Source organism: Luteibacter sp. UNC138MFCol5.1 (assembly GCF_900110505.1).
Taxonomy (GTDB): Bacteria; Pseudomonadota; Gammaproteobacteria; order Xanthomonadales; family Rhodanobacteraceae; genus Luteibacter.
Genome location: NZ_FODZ01000004.1, coordinates 406,947 through 421,396, shown reverse-complemented (window position 1 = coordinate 421,396; position 14,450 = coordinate 406,947). Strand labels below are relative to the sequence as shown.

At 67.1% G+C, this 14,450-nt stretch carries 12 protein-coding genes; 8 read left to right on the top strand and 4 right to left on the bottom strand.

Annotation, left to right across the window (positions count from 1 at the left end; translation table 11 throughout):
- Window positions 1-50: 50 nt before the first annotated feature.
- The 5 genes from BMY69_RS19375 to BMY69_RS13990 all read left to right on the top strand — a co-directional run bounded on the left by BMY69_RS19375 (window position 51) and on the right by BMY69_RS13990 (window position 7,103).
- Entirely contained in the window at window positions 51-434 is a 384-nt protein-coding gene (locus BMY69_RS19375; RefSeq protein WP_143070479.1) for a hypothetical protein, read from the top strand.
- 190 nt (window positions 435-624) lie between these two features.
- Complete coding sequence (locus BMY69_RS14005; protein ID WP_255364560.1) at window positions 625-3,426, top strand: TonB-dependent receptor; 2,802 nt, start codon at window positions 625-627, stop codon at window positions 3,424-3,426.
- Window positions 3,426-4,793 (top strand): APC family permease, encoded by a 1,368-nt coding sequence (locus BMY69_RS14000; protein ID WP_090179305.1) that lies wholly within the window; start codon window positions 3,426-3,428, stop codon window positions 4,791-4,793. Before BMY69_RS14005 ends, BMY69_RS14000 begins: the two co-directional genes overlap by 1 nt.
- The gene (locus tag BMY69_RS13995) at window positions 4,772-5,719 is read left to right on the top strand and encodes a carbohydrate kinase family protein (protein ID WP_255364559.1); all 948 of its coding nucleotides are present in this window, start codon (window positions 4,772-4,774) and stop codon (window positions 5,717-5,719) included. Before BMY69_RS14000 ends, BMY69_RS13995 begins: the two co-directional genes overlap by 22 nt.
- Complete coding sequence (locus BMY69_RS13990) at window positions 5,697-7,103, top strand: family 4 glycosyl hydrolase (RefSeq protein WP_090179300.1); 1,407 nt, start codon at window positions 5,697-5,699, stop codon at window positions 7,101-7,103. Before BMY69_RS13995 ends, BMY69_RS13990 begins: the two co-directional genes overlap by 23 nt.
- A gap of 48 nt (window positions 7,104-7,151) precedes the next feature.
- On the opposite strand, the gene BMY69_RS13985 is transcribed toward BMY69_RS13990, so the two are convergent.
- Window positions 7,152-7,967 carry an alpha/beta fold hydrolase gene (locus tag BMY69_RS13985; RefSeq protein WP_254779244.1) on the bottom strand — a complete coding sequence of 272 codons (816 nt, stop codon included), beginning with the start codon at window positions 7,965-7,967 and terminating at the stop codon, window positions 7,152-7,154.
- A 284-nt stretch (window positions 7,968-8,251) separates the two neighbouring features.
- Window positions 8,252-8,620, bottom strand: coding sequence for a TraR/DksA family transcriptional regulator (locus BMY69_RS13980; protein ID WP_090053609.1), 369 nt, complete (start codon window positions 8,618-8,620; stop codon window positions 8,252-8,254).
- 146 nt (window positions 8,621-8,766) lie between these two features.
- Here BMY69_RS13980 and BMY69_RS13975 point away from each other — a divergent pair, with 146 nt between their 5' ends.
- Window positions 8,767-9,216 (top strand): nuclear transport factor 2 family protein, encoded by a 450-nt coding sequence (locus BMY69_RS13975; RefSeq protein WP_090179297.1) that lies wholly within the window; start codon window positions 8,767-8,769, stop codon window positions 9,214-9,216.
- 90 nt (window positions 9,217-9,306) lie between these two features.
- Complete coding sequence (locus tag BMY69_RS13970; protein WP_143070478.1) at window positions 9,307-10,803, top strand: hypothetical protein; 1,497 nt, start codon at window positions 9,307-9,309, stop codon at window positions 10,801-10,803.
- 19 nt (window positions 10,804-10,822) lie between these two features.
- On the opposite strand, the gene BMY69_RS13965 is transcribed toward BMY69_RS13970, so the two are convergent.
- Both BMY69_RS13965 and BMY69_RS13960 read right to left on the bottom strand, forming a co-directional pair.
- Window positions 10,823-12,118, bottom strand: coding sequence for a sigma-54-dependent transcriptional regulator (locus tag BMY69_RS13965; protein ID WP_090179293.1), 1,296 nt, complete (start codon window positions 12,116-12,118; stop codon window positions 10,823-10,825).
- A gap of 152 nt (window positions 12,119-12,270) precedes the next feature.
- The gene (locus BMY69_RS13960) at window positions 12,271-13,161 is read right to left on the bottom strand and encodes a manganese catalase family protein (protein WP_090179290.1); all 891 of its coding nucleotides are present in this window, start codon (window positions 13,159-13,161) and stop codon (window positions 12,271-12,273) included.
- Between the two features lie 771 nt (window positions 13,162-13,932).
- Between BMY69_RS13960 and BMY69_RS13955 the strand changes: the two genes are divergently transcribed.
- The gene (locus BMY69_RS13955; RefSeq protein ID WP_090179462.1) at window positions 13,933-14,436 is read left to right on the top strand and encodes a YciE/YciF ferroxidase family protein; all 504 of its coding nucleotides are present in this window, start codon (window positions 13,933-13,935) and stop codon (window positions 14,434-14,436) included.
- Window positions 14,437-14,450: the final 14 nt, after the last annotated feature.

Sequence of the window (14,450 nt, the reverse complement as noted above, 5' to 3'; positions counted from 1 at the left end):
CTGCGTTCGTAAGAGATCGCGACCCACCCCTGACGTCGCGGTGGCGCAGGATGGGTGAGCGGCCCGCGCATGTCATCTGGCGACGCAGCATCGTGACCTCGCCGCGGCGCCCTCGCTCGCATGACGCGATGCAGCACCCGATCGCCTATGCAAATCTGGCCGTTGACGCATTTTTTACCGTGCGCTATACCTTGCTCCATCGCGCATGCATGGGGCATGCGCGAGCACGCGCAGCTCGCGAAGTGAATGACGGGACAGCCTCGATGCGTCGCCTCAATTCCAATCAAGCGAACTCCCGCTGCGTCCTCGCGGAACGCTCGTTTCCGCTTGTCCGGGCCGATGGCCAGCCGATCCTCGCGCGCGCGAAGCTCAGCGCGCTGCGTTCGCGCGGCAAGTGCGTCGCCGGCTACTCGCCCCCGATCCTCGCGCACTGATCCAATCCGGCTGATCGGCACGTTCGACGCGTCCTGACGTCATGCCTTCGTGCGCCCGCATGCCTGCGCGCGCCGGGCATCGCGTGACCGTACGCGCACGCGAACCCGCTGGTCGCAGCCAGTGACGCGTCGCGTGGCGAGGGGCCGCGCGATCGGTTTCTCGTACGCTTTTTTTGGGGTGGGGTGCATCGTGCGTAACATTCATCGTCCGAACAGGAAATCGCTCGTGGTGGCGCTCTGCGCCGTTCTTGGGTCCGTCGCCTTACCGGTCTGGGCGCAACAGGCGCAACCGGCAGCGTCGGGCACCGCGCAGGACAACGACAAGGGCGCGCCGGCGAAGCCGGAGAAAGCCGTGCAGATGAAGGCGCTCAGCGTGGTGGCGAACCGCTACGACGCGACGAACATGCGCATGGATTCGGTCAACACCGTCGAGGTGCTCTCGGCCAGCGACCTTCAGCGCACCGCCGTGCACAACGTCGCGGAAGCGCTCGGTCTCATGTCCGGCGTCAACGTGACGACCACCGGCACGGCCTATTTCGGCGGCATCGATGGCGCGGCACGCGGCGAAGGCATGTTCGCGTCGGTGCGCGGTCTGCCGTCCGAGTACAACGTGAACCTGATCAACGGTTCGAACATCGCCCAGGGCATGCCGTACAGCCGCAGCGTGCAGCTGAGCCTGCTGCCGCCCTCGGGCCTGCAGACCATCGTGCTCAACAAGACCGCCATCGCCGACATGGATGGCGACGCGATCGGTGGCACGATCGACTTCCGTACGCCGAGCGCCTTCGACTTCAAGAAGGATTTCAGCGGCAGCGTGACGGCCAGCGGTCGCTCCGAGAGCCGCGCGCGCGATTACGGTGGCAGCGGGCTCGGTGGCGGCCTCGCCGGCGAGCTGCAGGGCAAGTTCGGTGCCGAGAAGCAGTTCGGCGTCTATGTCAGCGGCTATTACGATTACCGCAACATCACCAACAGCGAGATCGGCGCCGCCGAGAGCGCGTCGAACGACGGCTCCTGGGCCTTCCTGCACGCGACGGCGGAAGGCGACAACGCACCGGGATACGATCCGGCGCGCAACCTGACGAGCCTCGGCACGAACGTCGGTATCGCCGCCGGCTTCGAGCGCCGTTACGGCGGCAACATTTCGTTCGACTGGAACGTCGATCCCACGTTGAAGGCCTACGCGAAGATGACCTACGCGTATGCGCTCACCGAGCAGAACACGACGTACAACCAGCTGCTGCCGTCCGATGTGACCTACGTGCCGACCGCGACGCCGGGCGTTTACACGCCGAACATCGGCCGCATCGCGAACCGCTTCTGGTTCGAGACCAACCCCGAGCGGGCCGACCTGGCCACCTTCCAGTTCGGGGCCGACAAGACGGCCGGTGGCTGGACGATCTCCCCGAACGTGTTCTGGAGCTTCGGTCGCAACGACCGCCCCGAGCACGTCGAGATCGACGGTCGCGAGGACAAGTACTCGCAGGACAACTTCGCCTACGACCGCAGCTCGCTGCTTCGCTATGGCAGCAGCCACTTCCCGTATCCCGTGCTTACGCCGGGCCTGCTGAATTCCGTGAACAACGTCCAGGCGATGTGGGCCAACGATTACGGCGAGGTCACGCGCATCCGGTCCGGCCAGAAGCGCGGTGGCGCGAAGCTGGACCTGCGCTACGACTTCGAGGATGGCCCCGTGTCGTCGGTGAAGTTCGGCGTGAAGTACAGCGACAGTTCGCGCAAGTTCACCAACCGCGACTGGTCCACGGGCGGCATCAACGATGGCGTGACCACGCTCGACGATCTGGGCATCTTCAAGGGCTACTACTCGTCGATCTTCCCGGACAAGTTCCACTGGCGGACGCCGGACGTGAGTCGCGCGGCGGTCGCGGCCCTGATCGACCAGCACGTGTTGCCTTCCGACCTGGATACCTGCGGCTCGCTCGATTTCAACAACTACAACTGCGATACGATGCGGGGCACCGAGGCGGTGAGCGCGGCGTACGCCATGGCGACGATCAACGAAGGCCCCGTCGAGATCATCCCGGGCGTGCGCTTCGAGCACACGTCGATCCACAACACGTTCTGGACCACGCCCACGGACGACGCCGGCAACGAACTGCCCGGCTATTTCTCCAACAACCGGACGATCTACAACGAGCCCCTCGGCAGCCTGTTCATCAACTACCGGCCCAGCGGCAACGTGGTCTATCGCGCGTCGATCTACCAGAGCTATACCCGGCCGGCCTTCGTGCAGCTGGGCGGCGGATCGCAGATCAACACGTCGGACGGCGTGACGACCATCACGCGCGGCAACCCGAACCTGAGCCCGATCAAGTCCACCAACGTGGACCTCGCGGCGGAGTGGACGACGGAGCGGGGCGGCTACGTGTCGTTGTCCGGGTACTACAAGAAGCTTCGCGACTATATCTACGACAGCGGCGGCGGCCAGGCCAATCCGAACACCACGGGCGAAGGAACGATCCTGACGAAGACGCCGACCAACGGCGGGGACGGCAAGGTGTATGGCCTCGAGGCGACCTGGCGGCAGAAGTTCCAGGACCTGCCGGCACCGTTCGACGGGCTGGGATTCAGCGTCAACGCGACGCGGCAGAACTCGAAGGTCGACCTCGGCCGCGAGGGCTTCGGCAACGAGCGCCTGCAGGCGGCGCCGCAGCGCATGGCGAACGCGGAGCTGTTCTACGAGAAGAACGGGTTCTCGCTCAACCTGAGTTACCACTACACCGGTTCCTACCTCTCCACGTACGACTTCCTCAACCAGAACGATCCGTGGGACGACCTGTGGATCCGGCCGATCCGCCGCGTGGACCTGCACGCGGGTTACCAGTTCACCAACGGTTTCCAGGTCGACCTGCAGGTCAGCAACCTGACGAAGCAGTACTCGTACTGGTCGCACATCGGCAAGAACAGCCTGGTCAATTCCGACATCGTCGATGCCGGCATGACCACGCTGGTCACCGTGAAGTACGCGTTCTGATGCGAGCGGCAGCGTCCGAAGGCACGGCGGCCCGCGAAGGGCTGCCGCCCCGCGCGATCGGCCTGTGGGGTGGGCTGTCGGCCAACGTGCTGAACATGATCGGCATCGGTCCGTTCGTCACCATTCCGCTCGCGCTCTCCGCGCTGGCGGGGCCGGGCGTGCTCCTCGGCTGGATCGCCGGCGCGCTGCTGTGCCTTTGCGACGGCCTGGTCTGGGCGGAACTCGGCTCCACCATTCCGGAATCCGGGGGGCCGTACCACTACCTGCGCGAGGCGTACGGGAGGGAGGGCGCCGGGCGGCTGTTCGGCTTCCTCTACCTGTGGCAGACGCTGCTCACGGCCCCGCTGTCGATCGCATCGGCGGCCGTGGGCTTCGCGCAGTACGCGGGATTCCTCATCCCTTCCCTCGGTGACGCGGGAAGGGTGGTGATGGCCGCGGGGCTCTGCCTCTTCAACACCGCCGTGCTCTATCGCCGCATCGGTCACATCCAGAAGCTGTCCATGCTGGTGAGCGCGGTGGTCGTCGCCGCCTGCGCGTGGATCGTCGTCACCGGCATCGCCCATTTCGACATGGCGGTCGCACGACGCTTTCTCGACGCGCGGCCCGACGCGGGGCAGGGCTTCTGGCTGGGTCTGGGCGCGGTCGCGCTGATCGCCGTCTACGACTACGGCGGTTACAACAACGTCTGCATGCTCGGCGGCGAAGTCCGCGAGCCGAGACGGACGATCCCACGGGCGGTGCTGCTATCCATTCCGCTCGTGGCGTTGCTCTACCTCGGACTCAACGTGAGCATCCTCGGCGTGTTGCCGTGGGAGCAGGCGGCGGGTTCGAAGGCCGTCGTCGCGGACTTCATGCAGGCGATCCACGGCCGGTCGGGCGGCATGCTGGCCGTCGCGCTCATCCTTCTCGCCAGCTGGGGCTCGGCGCTGGTGGTGCTGCTGGGCTACTCGCGCGTGCCGTTCGCCGCGGCGCGGGATGGCCAGTTCTTCCGGGTGTTCGGGCGGTTGCATCCGCGCGGTGGCTTTCCGACCGTATCGCTCGTGTTCGTCGGAATCACCTCGGCGCTCGCCTGTTTTCTCTCGCTGGAGCGGCTCATCGCGACGCTGATGGTCGTGCAGATCCTGTTCCAGTACATCGCCCAGTGTTTCGCGGTGGTCGCGCTGCGGCGTCGCCGCACCGCGCCGGAAGCCTTTCGCATGCCGCTGTACCCCTTGCCGATCGTGGTCAGCGTCGCCGGCTGGCTGTATCTGGTGGCGACGGCGGGATGGCCCTCGTTCGTCGTCGCGCTGCTCGCCGTGGTCGTCGGTAGCTTCATCTTCCTCGTCCAGTCACGGAGGACCCGCACGTGGCCATTTCAATCGACATGAAGCCCTGGGACGTCGCCGTCGTCGGGGATATCTACGCGGACCACGTGTTCAGCGGCTTTCCCTCGTGGCCAAAGCCCGGCGAGGAGGCCTTCGCGGAGCACTACGTGCGCGAACTGGGCGGCGGCAGCGTCAACACGGCCTGTGGCCTGTCGCGTCTGGGTCGACGGGTGCGCCTCGTCGGCCTGATCGGTGACGCCGATTTCGACTGGTTCGAGGGGCGTCTCGGCGAGTACGGCGTGCGCGTGGGCGGCATCCGACTCGGGGCCGACGGAACGGGCACGACGTTCAGCGTCTCGATGCCCGACGACCGCTCCTTCTTCACCTATCACGGCGCGAACCGCGGGCTCGCCGAGCTGCTGGAGGTTCCCGCGGTGATCGCCGACCTCTGTGCCGCGCGTCACGTGCACTTCGCGATGCCGCTCACGCGCGAGCTGGCGACCGCCATCCTGCCGCAGCTGCGCCATGCGGGCTGCACGACGTCGATCGACGTCGGTTTCAGCCCGGCATGGCTGCGCGACAGCGCCAACCATGCCACGTGCCGCGAGGTCGACTTCTTCCTGCCCAACGCCACGGAAGCCGCGCTCGTCGCCGGCGGCGAGGGCGTGGACGCCTATGCCGCCTGGGCCCAGACCGTGGACCTTCCCCGCGCGGTGCTCAAGCTCGGCGCGGACGGCGCGTGGTGGACCGATGGCAGCATGTCGCAATCCGTGCGCGCGCCGCGTGTCGACGCGGTCGACACCACGGGTGCCGGCGACGCGTTCAACGCGGGTCTCATCGACGCCTGGCTCGACGGCGAATCGCCCGGCCGCTGCGTGCAGCAGGCCTGCGTCTGCGGCGCGCTGTGCACCACCGCGGCCGGTGCGCTGCAGGCTCTACCCCATCCCCCGCAATTGAGGACACTTCGTGACCGTACGTACGGATCGTAAGATCGCATTGGTAGGAGGCGGCGGCGTTCGCTCGCCGCTGGTGGTGTTCGGCGTCAACGACGCCGCGGAAGCGCTCGGCGCATCCGAGATGGTGCTTTACGACCCCGACCCCGCGCGGCTGGCGATCATGGTGGATCTCGGCCGCGCCATCGTGTCGCGTTTCGGCGGCGGCCTTCGCCTGCGTGGCGCCGCATCCCTCGAAGACTGCATCGAGGGCGCCGACTTCGTGCTCAACAGCATCCGCATCGGCGGCATCGCCGGTCGTGCCGCCGACGAACGCACGGCGATCGAACACGGGTACCCGGGGCAAGAAACCACCGGCCCGGCGGGTGTCGCCATGGCGCTGCGCACGGTGCCCGTCGCCATCGAGCAGGCGCGGCTCGTCGAGCGTCTCAGCCCGGAGGCCTGGCTCGTCAACTTCACCAACCCCGCGGGCCTGGTCACCCAGGCGGTGTCGGACCACAGCAAGGCGCGGATCGTCGGCATCTGCGACACGCCGACCGAGCTCTTCCACAACATCGCGCGCGCGCTCGGCGAGCCGGCGCACGAGGTTGAGTGCGACTACGTCGGACTCAACCACCTGGGGTGGGTGCGCGGCGTACGCGTGCGCGGCGAAGACGTGTTCGACCGTCTGCTCGCCAGCGAGGAACGGCTGCGCCAGCTCTACCTCGCTCCCTTGTTCGACGTGGACATGATCCGCACGCTCCGGCTCATTCCCACCGAGTATCTGTTCTTCTATTACGAGCGCCGCCGCGCGCTGTTCAACCAGCGCAAGCAGGGGGGCAGCCGTGGCGCGGAGATCCAGCGCCTCAACGACGAGCTGCTCGCCACGTTGCGGTCGCGCCTCGATGCCGGGGATGGCGCCGGTGCCGTGGACGCGTACGCGGCATACCTCAACCAGCGCTCGGGGTCGTACATGAAGCTGGAGGCGGAGGGGGGATCGGCGTTCGACCAGGGCGTGAGCCTGCAGGGCGACCCGTTCCGGGTGGCGACCGGCTACCACCGCATCGCGATCGACGTGATGAGCGCGCTGACGGGCGCGAAGCCCGCACGCATCGTGGTCAATACCCGCAACGGCGGGGCGTTGCCGGACCTGCCGGACGACGACATCGTGGAGATCGCGTCGGACGTGTCGCTCGATGCGATCGTGCCGCGCCCGATCGCGCCGCTGCCGGATGCGGTGAGCGGACTCGTGCGTTCGGTGAAGGCGTATGAGCGCGCGGCGATCGCCTCGGTGCTCGATGGCGACCGGCTCGGTGCCCGCAAGGCGATGCTGATCCATCCGGCCATCGGACAGTGGACGCCGACCGGCGACCTGCTCGACGCGATGCTGGGTCATGTGAACGAGGACGGCGAGTGCCTGTGCTCGGGGCCGGTGGCCTAGCGCCCCGGCGAATCGGAAGCCGGGCGGCGAGGCCGCCCGGCTCCAGTCTTACTTCTTGATGAACGCGAGCAGGTCCTTGTTGAGCTCGTCCGCGTGCGTGGTCAGCATGCCGTGCGGGTAGCCGTCGTACAGCTTCAGCGTACCGTTCTTCAGCAGCTTCACCGACTTCTCGGCGGCGTCCTTGTACGGGACGATCTGGTCGTCGGTGCCGTGCATGACGAGGGTCGGCACGGTGATCGCCTTGAGGTCCTCGGTGAAATCGGTTTCCGAGAACGCCTTGATGCAGTCGTAGTGGGCCTTGGCGCCACCGATCATGCCCTGGCGCCACCAGTTGTCCACGGTGCCTTCGATCGTCTTCACACCGGCGCGGTTGAAGTTGTAGAAGGGGATCGGCACTTCGCGGTAGAACTGCGCGCGGTTCTCGGCGAGCTGCTTGCGCAGGCCGTCGAACACCGAGATGTCGAGGCCTTCCGGATTCGCCGGGGTCTTGACCATGATCGGCGGCACGGCGCTGACCAGCACGGCCTTGGCGACGCGACCCTTGCCATGACGGGCGACATAACGCGCCACTTCGCCACCGCCGGTCGAATGGCCGATATGCACGGCGTCCTTCAGGCCGAGGTGCGTGACCAGCTCGTCCACGTCGGACGCGTAGGTGTCCATTTCGTTACCGGTGGCCGTCTGCGTCGAACGGCCGTGGCCGCGACGGTCGTGGGCGATGACGCGGAAACCCTGCGACAGGAAGAACAGCATCTGCGCATCCCAGTCGTCCGCGCTGAGCGGCCAGCCGTGATGGAAGACGATGGGCTGACCGGTGCCCCAGTCCTTGTAGTACATCTGCGTCCCGTCTTTGAGCGTAAGCATCGAGCTTTCCTTCTTTTTCGAGGAGGTGGAGGAGGGTGCCGCTTCGGCCGTGGTGGCGGCCGCCATGGCGCCGGCGCCCACGAGGGTGGCGGTGGCGACGGCGCCGGCGCTCACGACGAAGTTACGGCGCCCGGCATCGGGGGCGGTGTTCTGGGAATCGGTCACGGGTATCTCCTTGGGTGGCCCGCGCCCTTTTTACGTAATGCACACGCGGCCGGATAGGACGGTCGTGCCGCGTTTTGATCGACACGATGGTTCCGCGTCGCGGTGCCGGTCGAGGGAATTCAATGCAGGCGCCGGGATGCCTCGTCGACCGTGACGTTCGTCTCGGGCACGGCCTGCAGGCGTTCGCGCGGGATGGGATCGCCGCTCAGGTCGGAGAGGCCGTACGTACCGTCCTCGATCTTCTCGAGCGCGCGGTCGACGGCGGCGAGCCGGGCCTCGTCATGCGCGAGCAAGGCCTCGTCGTTCTCCTGCTGGGCGAAGCGTTCGCCATCGTCCCCGGCATCCTGCGGCTCGCCACCGGCGGCCGACTGCAGCAGCTGCTCGTCGGCACCCGCCGCGTCGCCGGACGCGATCAGCTGCCGGCGCAGCGCGAGGAGCCGCTGCTTCTGGCCATGGATGAAGGCGTCGTCGAGATGGTTGGCGGGCATGGGGCGTCTCCGGTAAGCGCGTAGGAAGGTCGCTGGTGTACCAGAGACCGCGTGACGGGGCTTGTCGATTCGTCCTCCGGGTGAGAGCGCCAGGGCCGCTCCCTCGGGTTAGGATGGGGCCCGACCTGGGAGTGAGGGGAGTGCGTATGACCATCCGAATCGTGATCGTGGCGGCCCTCGCCGTGGTCGCGGCCACCTCCGTGCAAGCGGCATCACCGTCGGACGAGAAAGCCGTGCTGGCGCCGGTCTACGCAATGTTCGACGGCATGGCGAAGTACGACCAGGCGGCCATGCTGGCGACCGTGCAGCCCGAAGGCAGCGTGGCGCTGCTGCGGGACGGCACGGTGAAGCGCATGACCCTGGGCGAGTTCGTCAGCCACGTGAAGCCGGGCAAGGGGCGCATCGAGGAACGCATCTACGATCCGCTGGTGCGCGTCGATGGCGACCTGGCCATGGTCTGGGCGCCGTACGAGTTCCTTGTCGACGGCAAGGTGCACCACTGCGGCTCGGACCTGATCCACCTCGTGCGCACGAACGGCAGGTGGCTGATCGCGGGCGTGGCCGACAACAGCCGGACGGATTGCGCGGCGAAATAGCGATTCGCTCGCCCCCACCCGGAGGTGGCGCCATTCAAGAGACCGCGACGGGCGCCGATAACCCGTGCACGGAAAGCGCAAGGAGATCGCATGATAGGGAACGTATCGACGGGCATGCTCGCGTGGCCGATGACCGGGACGGTAGGCCGCGGCCCGGTGAACGCGGCGGCCACGCCGGCCGCCGCCGCACCGCCTTCCGTGGTGGTAAGTCTGAGCGGGGCCGAGGCGCCCCCGGCATCGCCGGTCTACCCGAAGCCGGCGATGCCTCTGTGGCAGACTCCGTCGGATGACGACGTCACGCGGCGCATGGCGCGGCAGTACACCGCGTCCACGGACGGAGCGCGTTTCGCGGGACTCGGCACCGCGCTGGTCGGGCAGTTCGCCGCCGAGGGTGTGGACTTCGCCCAGGCCGTATCGACTCGCGGCACGCAGGGCAGCGACGGAACCGCGTTCAGCCTCTCCGCGACGACCGCGAGCGGCAAAACGGTGACCTTCGCGCTTACCGGGAGCGACGGTGAACTTCAGGTACGGGCTCGCGGAAGCGCGACGCTCGACGACGCGGAACGCGCGGCGCTGTCGAAGCTCGCCGATGGCTTCCAGGCCGCGATCGACGGTCTGGCCGGCTCCCCGCCGAAGCTCGATCTCGCGGCGCTCGCCGCGTTCGACAAACATGCGTTCGCCTCGGTGGATGTCACGGCCAGCGTGGCGTCTGCCAACCGTGCGCCGATGACGCTCGCGTTCCACGCCGATACCGGGGGACGAACCCTGAAGCTCACCTCGGCCGAAGGCGTCGTCGATATCGGGGTCGACGCGTCGTCGGGGGCCATCCTCGGCACGGCGTCGCAGCGAGATCGCGCGATGGCCAATGTCCTGGGCGAGGTCGACAAGGCGACGGCGCGGGGGCACGGCGATCGGTTCCTGGCGGCGATGTACAAGGATGCCTTCCGTCAGCTGCACGCCGCCGACGACGTCCCACCCGGCACGACGCGACCGATGGCCGCGTCGCTCTCGAAGGCGGAGCACGCGATGCTGAGCGGCCTGGCGGACTACCACGCCAGCATCGTCCAGACCGCCGTGGCGTCGAATCCTTACCGGGCGGACGAGAAGGACGCCTTTTCGTACGACACCTCGCAAACCACCCGCATCGGCGAGGGCGGCATGCGCAACCGCGAACTGTCGCAGCGTCGCGACACGCATCTGCTCGCCAGCTTCCATTCGCCGCTGACGGTGGGTGGCACGCTGTCCCTGACCGACGATCCGCTGTCGCAGAACTATCTCTACACCCAGATCGACGACCGGGCCAGCAGCCTCGCGGAAATCGGCTATCGCGACGGCAAACTCGTCAAGGCGTCGCTCACGCTGAGCGCCAGTCAGTCGACCCACCAGATGAAGTACGTTTTCGCCAGGCTTGTCGACGAGATCACGACCCCCGCGTCGCGCACAAGCACGCAGGACTTTCTCGAACTGCTCGCCGACGCGGACGAGCTGTCGCCGTCGACGACGCGCCGTCGCGGTGCGGAGCGCGAGCAGGTCTACGCGTCGGTCAGCCAGCGGATCCGCCTGGAGTCGGACCCTTCCTCCGTCTGATCGGGGCGTAGGACCTCGCTCATCCAGTCTTGGGAAGGGGCGCGTCCGGCACGTCGCCACGGTATCGGGAGAGCTTGTTGTAGATGGTGCGCGTGCTGATGCCCAGGCGCGCGGCGGCCATCGCCCGATCGCCAGCGGACGCGAGGAGCGCGTCGAGGATGGCCTCCCGCTCGATGTCGTCGAGTGTGCGCGAGTCGCGCGTCTGGCGGTGACTCTCCGACGCCGGCCGGCCGAGGATCAGCGCCTCGTCACCTTCGAGCCAGGCACGCTGGACGCGCTGGCGCAGCTCGCGCACGTTGCCACGCCAGCGGTCGCCGCGGACGGCGTCGAACGCGCCCGGAACGAAGCGACGCGCCTTGCCGTATTCGCGATTCAGTTCGTCGAGGATCGACTGCGCGATGACGTCGACATCCTCAGGTCGCTCGCGAAGCGGCGGCATGCGCACCTCGTAGCCGGCCACGCGAAAGTAGAGGTCGGCGCGCAGTCGCCCTTCATCGACCGCGCGCCGTGGATCGACGTTGGTCGCCGCGACGATACGTGCGTCGACCCGCTTCGGCGAATGTGCACCGAGGGCGAGGACCTCCCCGGATTCCAGGAAGCGCAGCAGTGCCGCCTGCACCGTCGGCGGCGCCTCCGCGAGTTCATCGAGGAAGAGCGTGCCGCCATCGGCTTGCGCGACGAGCCCTGCCTCATGACCGACGGCGCCGGTGAAACTGCCACGCCGGTGCCCGAACAGCTGACTGGCAAGTAGTTCCGCCGACAATGTCGCGCAGTTGACCGGGATGAAAGGGCCGTTGCGTCCGCTGCGGTCGTGGACCAGTCGCGCCGCCAACTCCTTGCCGGTGCCGCTCTCGCCGTGGATCAGAACAGGAAAGCGGCTTCGGGCTACGGTGTCCAGTTCATCGACGGCAGCCCGCATCGCCGTCGACCGTCCAAGCAGGTCGCGCCCGGGTTGCGGGGCAGGGCATGAGCGGTCGAGGAGTTCGCGGAAAGTGGAGAAGCGAAAAGGCTTGGTCAACGCGCCAAGTGCGCCCGGCACGCTGCGCGCCGCCCAGCCGGCCAGAGACGCGTCGCCGCTCATGACGATCTTGCGCGTGCTCGCCAGTCGCGGCTCGGCGAACAGGTCGAGGCCGCAACCATCGGGCAGTCCAATGTCGACCAACGCGCAATCGAAGCGCCGCTTCGACGCCATCCGCACCGCCTCGCCGAGCGTGGTCACCGGATGCGGATCGAACCCGATCTGGCGGGCGAATTTGCCCGCCAGATCGGCGAAACGGAGATCGTCTTCCAGAATCAACAGCGTGCCTACGGACATGATCGGGAAACGGTCGCCGGCTTCGAAGCGTCAGGAATATCCCGAACGCGTTGCGATGGCCGTGAGCGGCATGTGAATGCGTCATCACCGTGGCACCCGGGAACTTAACGCAGCTCCGGCCGCCCCGCTCAGCAGGCTGGTGGCACCGCTTATCAGCGAGCGGCCTCCTGCTGCAGCGTGCCGAGGTCGGCGCCAGTCACCGGGTCGCGAGTAGGATCCGATGCCCCGCGCTCGGCGAACGCGTCGACAGCGGCCTGTTCGTCCGTGGACAGTCCGACATCGGCATGCCCATCGCCACCATTCACCGGGATAGTGTCCTCGCCGGGCACCAGCACCTCCGTAAAGCCTTTGCCCTCGCGCCATGGGCCCGTGCGATCCCCTTCGCCCAGCGACGTGTTCACATAAACGTCGGTAAAGCGCGGATCGCCCGGAAGCTTGCCTGGCGGGAAACTCTTGTCCATCGAGTACAGCGCTTTCTCGAACGATTTCTGATGCGCGATCTCGCGTGTCATCAGGAACGTCAGCGCGTCGCGCACGCCGGGGTCCTCGGTCACGTTGATCAGACGCTCGTAAACGATCTTCGCACGCGCCTCGGCGGCGATGTTCGACCTCAGGTCCGCGGTCGGTTCTCCGATCGTGTCGACGTACCCGGCGTGCCACGGTACACCGGCCGAATTGATGAGCGCGGGACCGCCTCCGAAGAGGACCTGCGTCACATGGCTGTCGTTTCCGGCGCCCTGCAGGGCGCGGTACATTTCGGCGTGCTGGTCGATCGTTTCCGCGAGGCGACCCTTGGCGCCACGATTGAGCATGGCGATGATCGATCCGATGACCTCCAGATGGCTGAGCTCCTCGGTGGCGATGTCGAGCAGCATGTCCTTGCGGCCCGGGTCTTCCTCGGCCAGCGCCTGGGTGAAGTAACGCATCGCGGCGGCGAGTTCGCCCTGCGGACCACCGAACTGTTCGAGCATGAGGTTGGCGAGACCCGGGTTGGATTCGCCCACGCGCACGGTGTACTGGAGTCGCTTGTTGTGGTTGAACATGTTTGTATCGCTCTCGGCAGGCTGGTGGAGTGGTCATCCTTCGATGTCGCGGGTCGATACCGCGGGCACCCGTGGTGACGGCGACGACACACTGGTGAACGGGACAAGCGAATGCTGCCGCAGGCACAGGTCAGGGCGAGGTGGGTACGCGAACACCTCCCGCAGCCCGACGAGGGAATGCTCCTGCGCGACGCGACACCGGACGTCCGGGTCAGGCGCTGACCGAGGAGGCGGAGTACGACGCCTGACGACGATGCGTCGGGTATCCGCATTCGGTCGATGGCCACGTTCGCCGCGTGGCTCCTGCGGCGGCAAGGGTTGCAGTGGTGCATGAAGAAGTTGCAGGGGCCGGGCGTGACGTTCCGCACGAGCGGCTCCGTGGCGGGAATTTCCCATTGGCACGGTGCTTGTATGCCTTCCATGCATGGAAATGAATCCGCAGCCCCCGATCATGCTTTACCTGCCCCTGGCGCAGCGACATGACGCTTTCCCCTGGGAGGTGTTTCACGACGCGCACCGGATGGGAACGTTCGCGACGCAGGACGAATGCTTCCGTCATGCGCTACGTCTGGCCGACAGCCTTGGCCGACGGAGCGGTCGATCCGTGAGGCTCAAGATCGAGGACGAGCAAGGCGGCTGGGAGTCGGTCGAGGCATTTCGCCCACCTCCTTCTCGCCCTTCAGCATTGTGACGTTTCTTCACGCCCTCTGGTGTCCCGCGCAACGGCGGGCTTCATAGGATGGCGGCTCATTCATGAAGACGGAGCGGCACATGCCCATCGGGACCATCGAAGATCTTTTCATCCACGAACTGTCGGATATCTACAGCGCGGAGAAGCAGCTGACCAAGGCACTTCCCCGCCTGGCGCGCGCCGCCGAGGCCCCCGAACTCAAGCAGGCCTTCGAGACGCATCTGGAGGAAACCCAGGGTCAGGTCGAGCGCATCGACCAGATCGTCGATGCGCTGGGCATCCGGCTCAAGCGCGTCAAGTGCGCCGCGATGGAAGGCCTGGTGGAGGAAAGCAAGGAAGTGATCGACGGCATCGAAGCAGGTCCGCTCCGCGACGCCGCGCTCATTGGTGGCGCCCAGAAAGTCGAACACTACGAGATCGCGTCGTACGGCACGATTTCCGCCATCGCCAAAAAGCTTGGCTACAAGGACGCGATCCCATTGCTGCAGGCGACGCTCGAGGAAGAAAAGGCGACCGACGAGAAGCTCACGCTCCTGGCGGAGCAGGCGGGCAACCAGCGTGCCGCGGAGCAGTCGGCTGCCTGAGGGACTCGTGCCGG

Bases quoted from the DNA above. Each gene is read 5' to 3' on its own strand.
- BMY69_RS19375 (WP_143070479.1), top strand. From the start codon at position 51: ATGGGTGAGCGGCCCGCGCATGTCATCTGGCGACGCAGCATCGTGACC.
- BMY69_RS14000 (WP_090179305.1), top strand. From the start codon at position 3,426: ATGCGAGCGGCAGCGTCCGAAGGCACGGCGGCCCGCGAAGGGCTGCCG.
- BMY69_RS13985 (WP_254779244.1), bottom strand. From the start codon at position 7,967: ATGCTTACGCTCAAAGACGGGACGCAGATGTACTACAAGGACTGGGGC.
- BMY69_RS13980 (WP_090053609.1), bottom strand. From the start codon at position 8,620: ATGCCCGCCAACCATCTCGACGACGCCTTCATCCATGGCCAGAAGCAG.
- BMY69_RS13975 (WP_090179297.1), top strand. From the start codon at position 8,767: ATGACCATCCGAATCGTGATCGTGGCGGCCCTCGCCGTGGTCGCGGCC.
- BMY69_RS13970 (WP_143070478.1), top strand. From the start codon at position 9,307: ATGATAGGGAACGTATCGACGGGCATGCTCGCGTGGCCGATGACCGGG.
- BMY69_RS13965 (WP_090179293.1), bottom strand. From the start codon at position 12,118: ATGTCCGTAGGCACGCTGTTGATTCTGGAAGACGATCTCCGTTTCGCC.
- BMY69_RS13960 (WP_090179290.1), bottom strand. From the start codon at position 13,161: ATGTTCAACCACAACAAGCGACTCCAGTACACCGTGCGCGTGGGCGAA.
- BMY69_RS13955 (WP_090179462.1), top strand. From the start codon at position 13,933: ATGCCCATCGGGACCATCGAAGATCTTTTCATCCACGAACTGTCGGAT.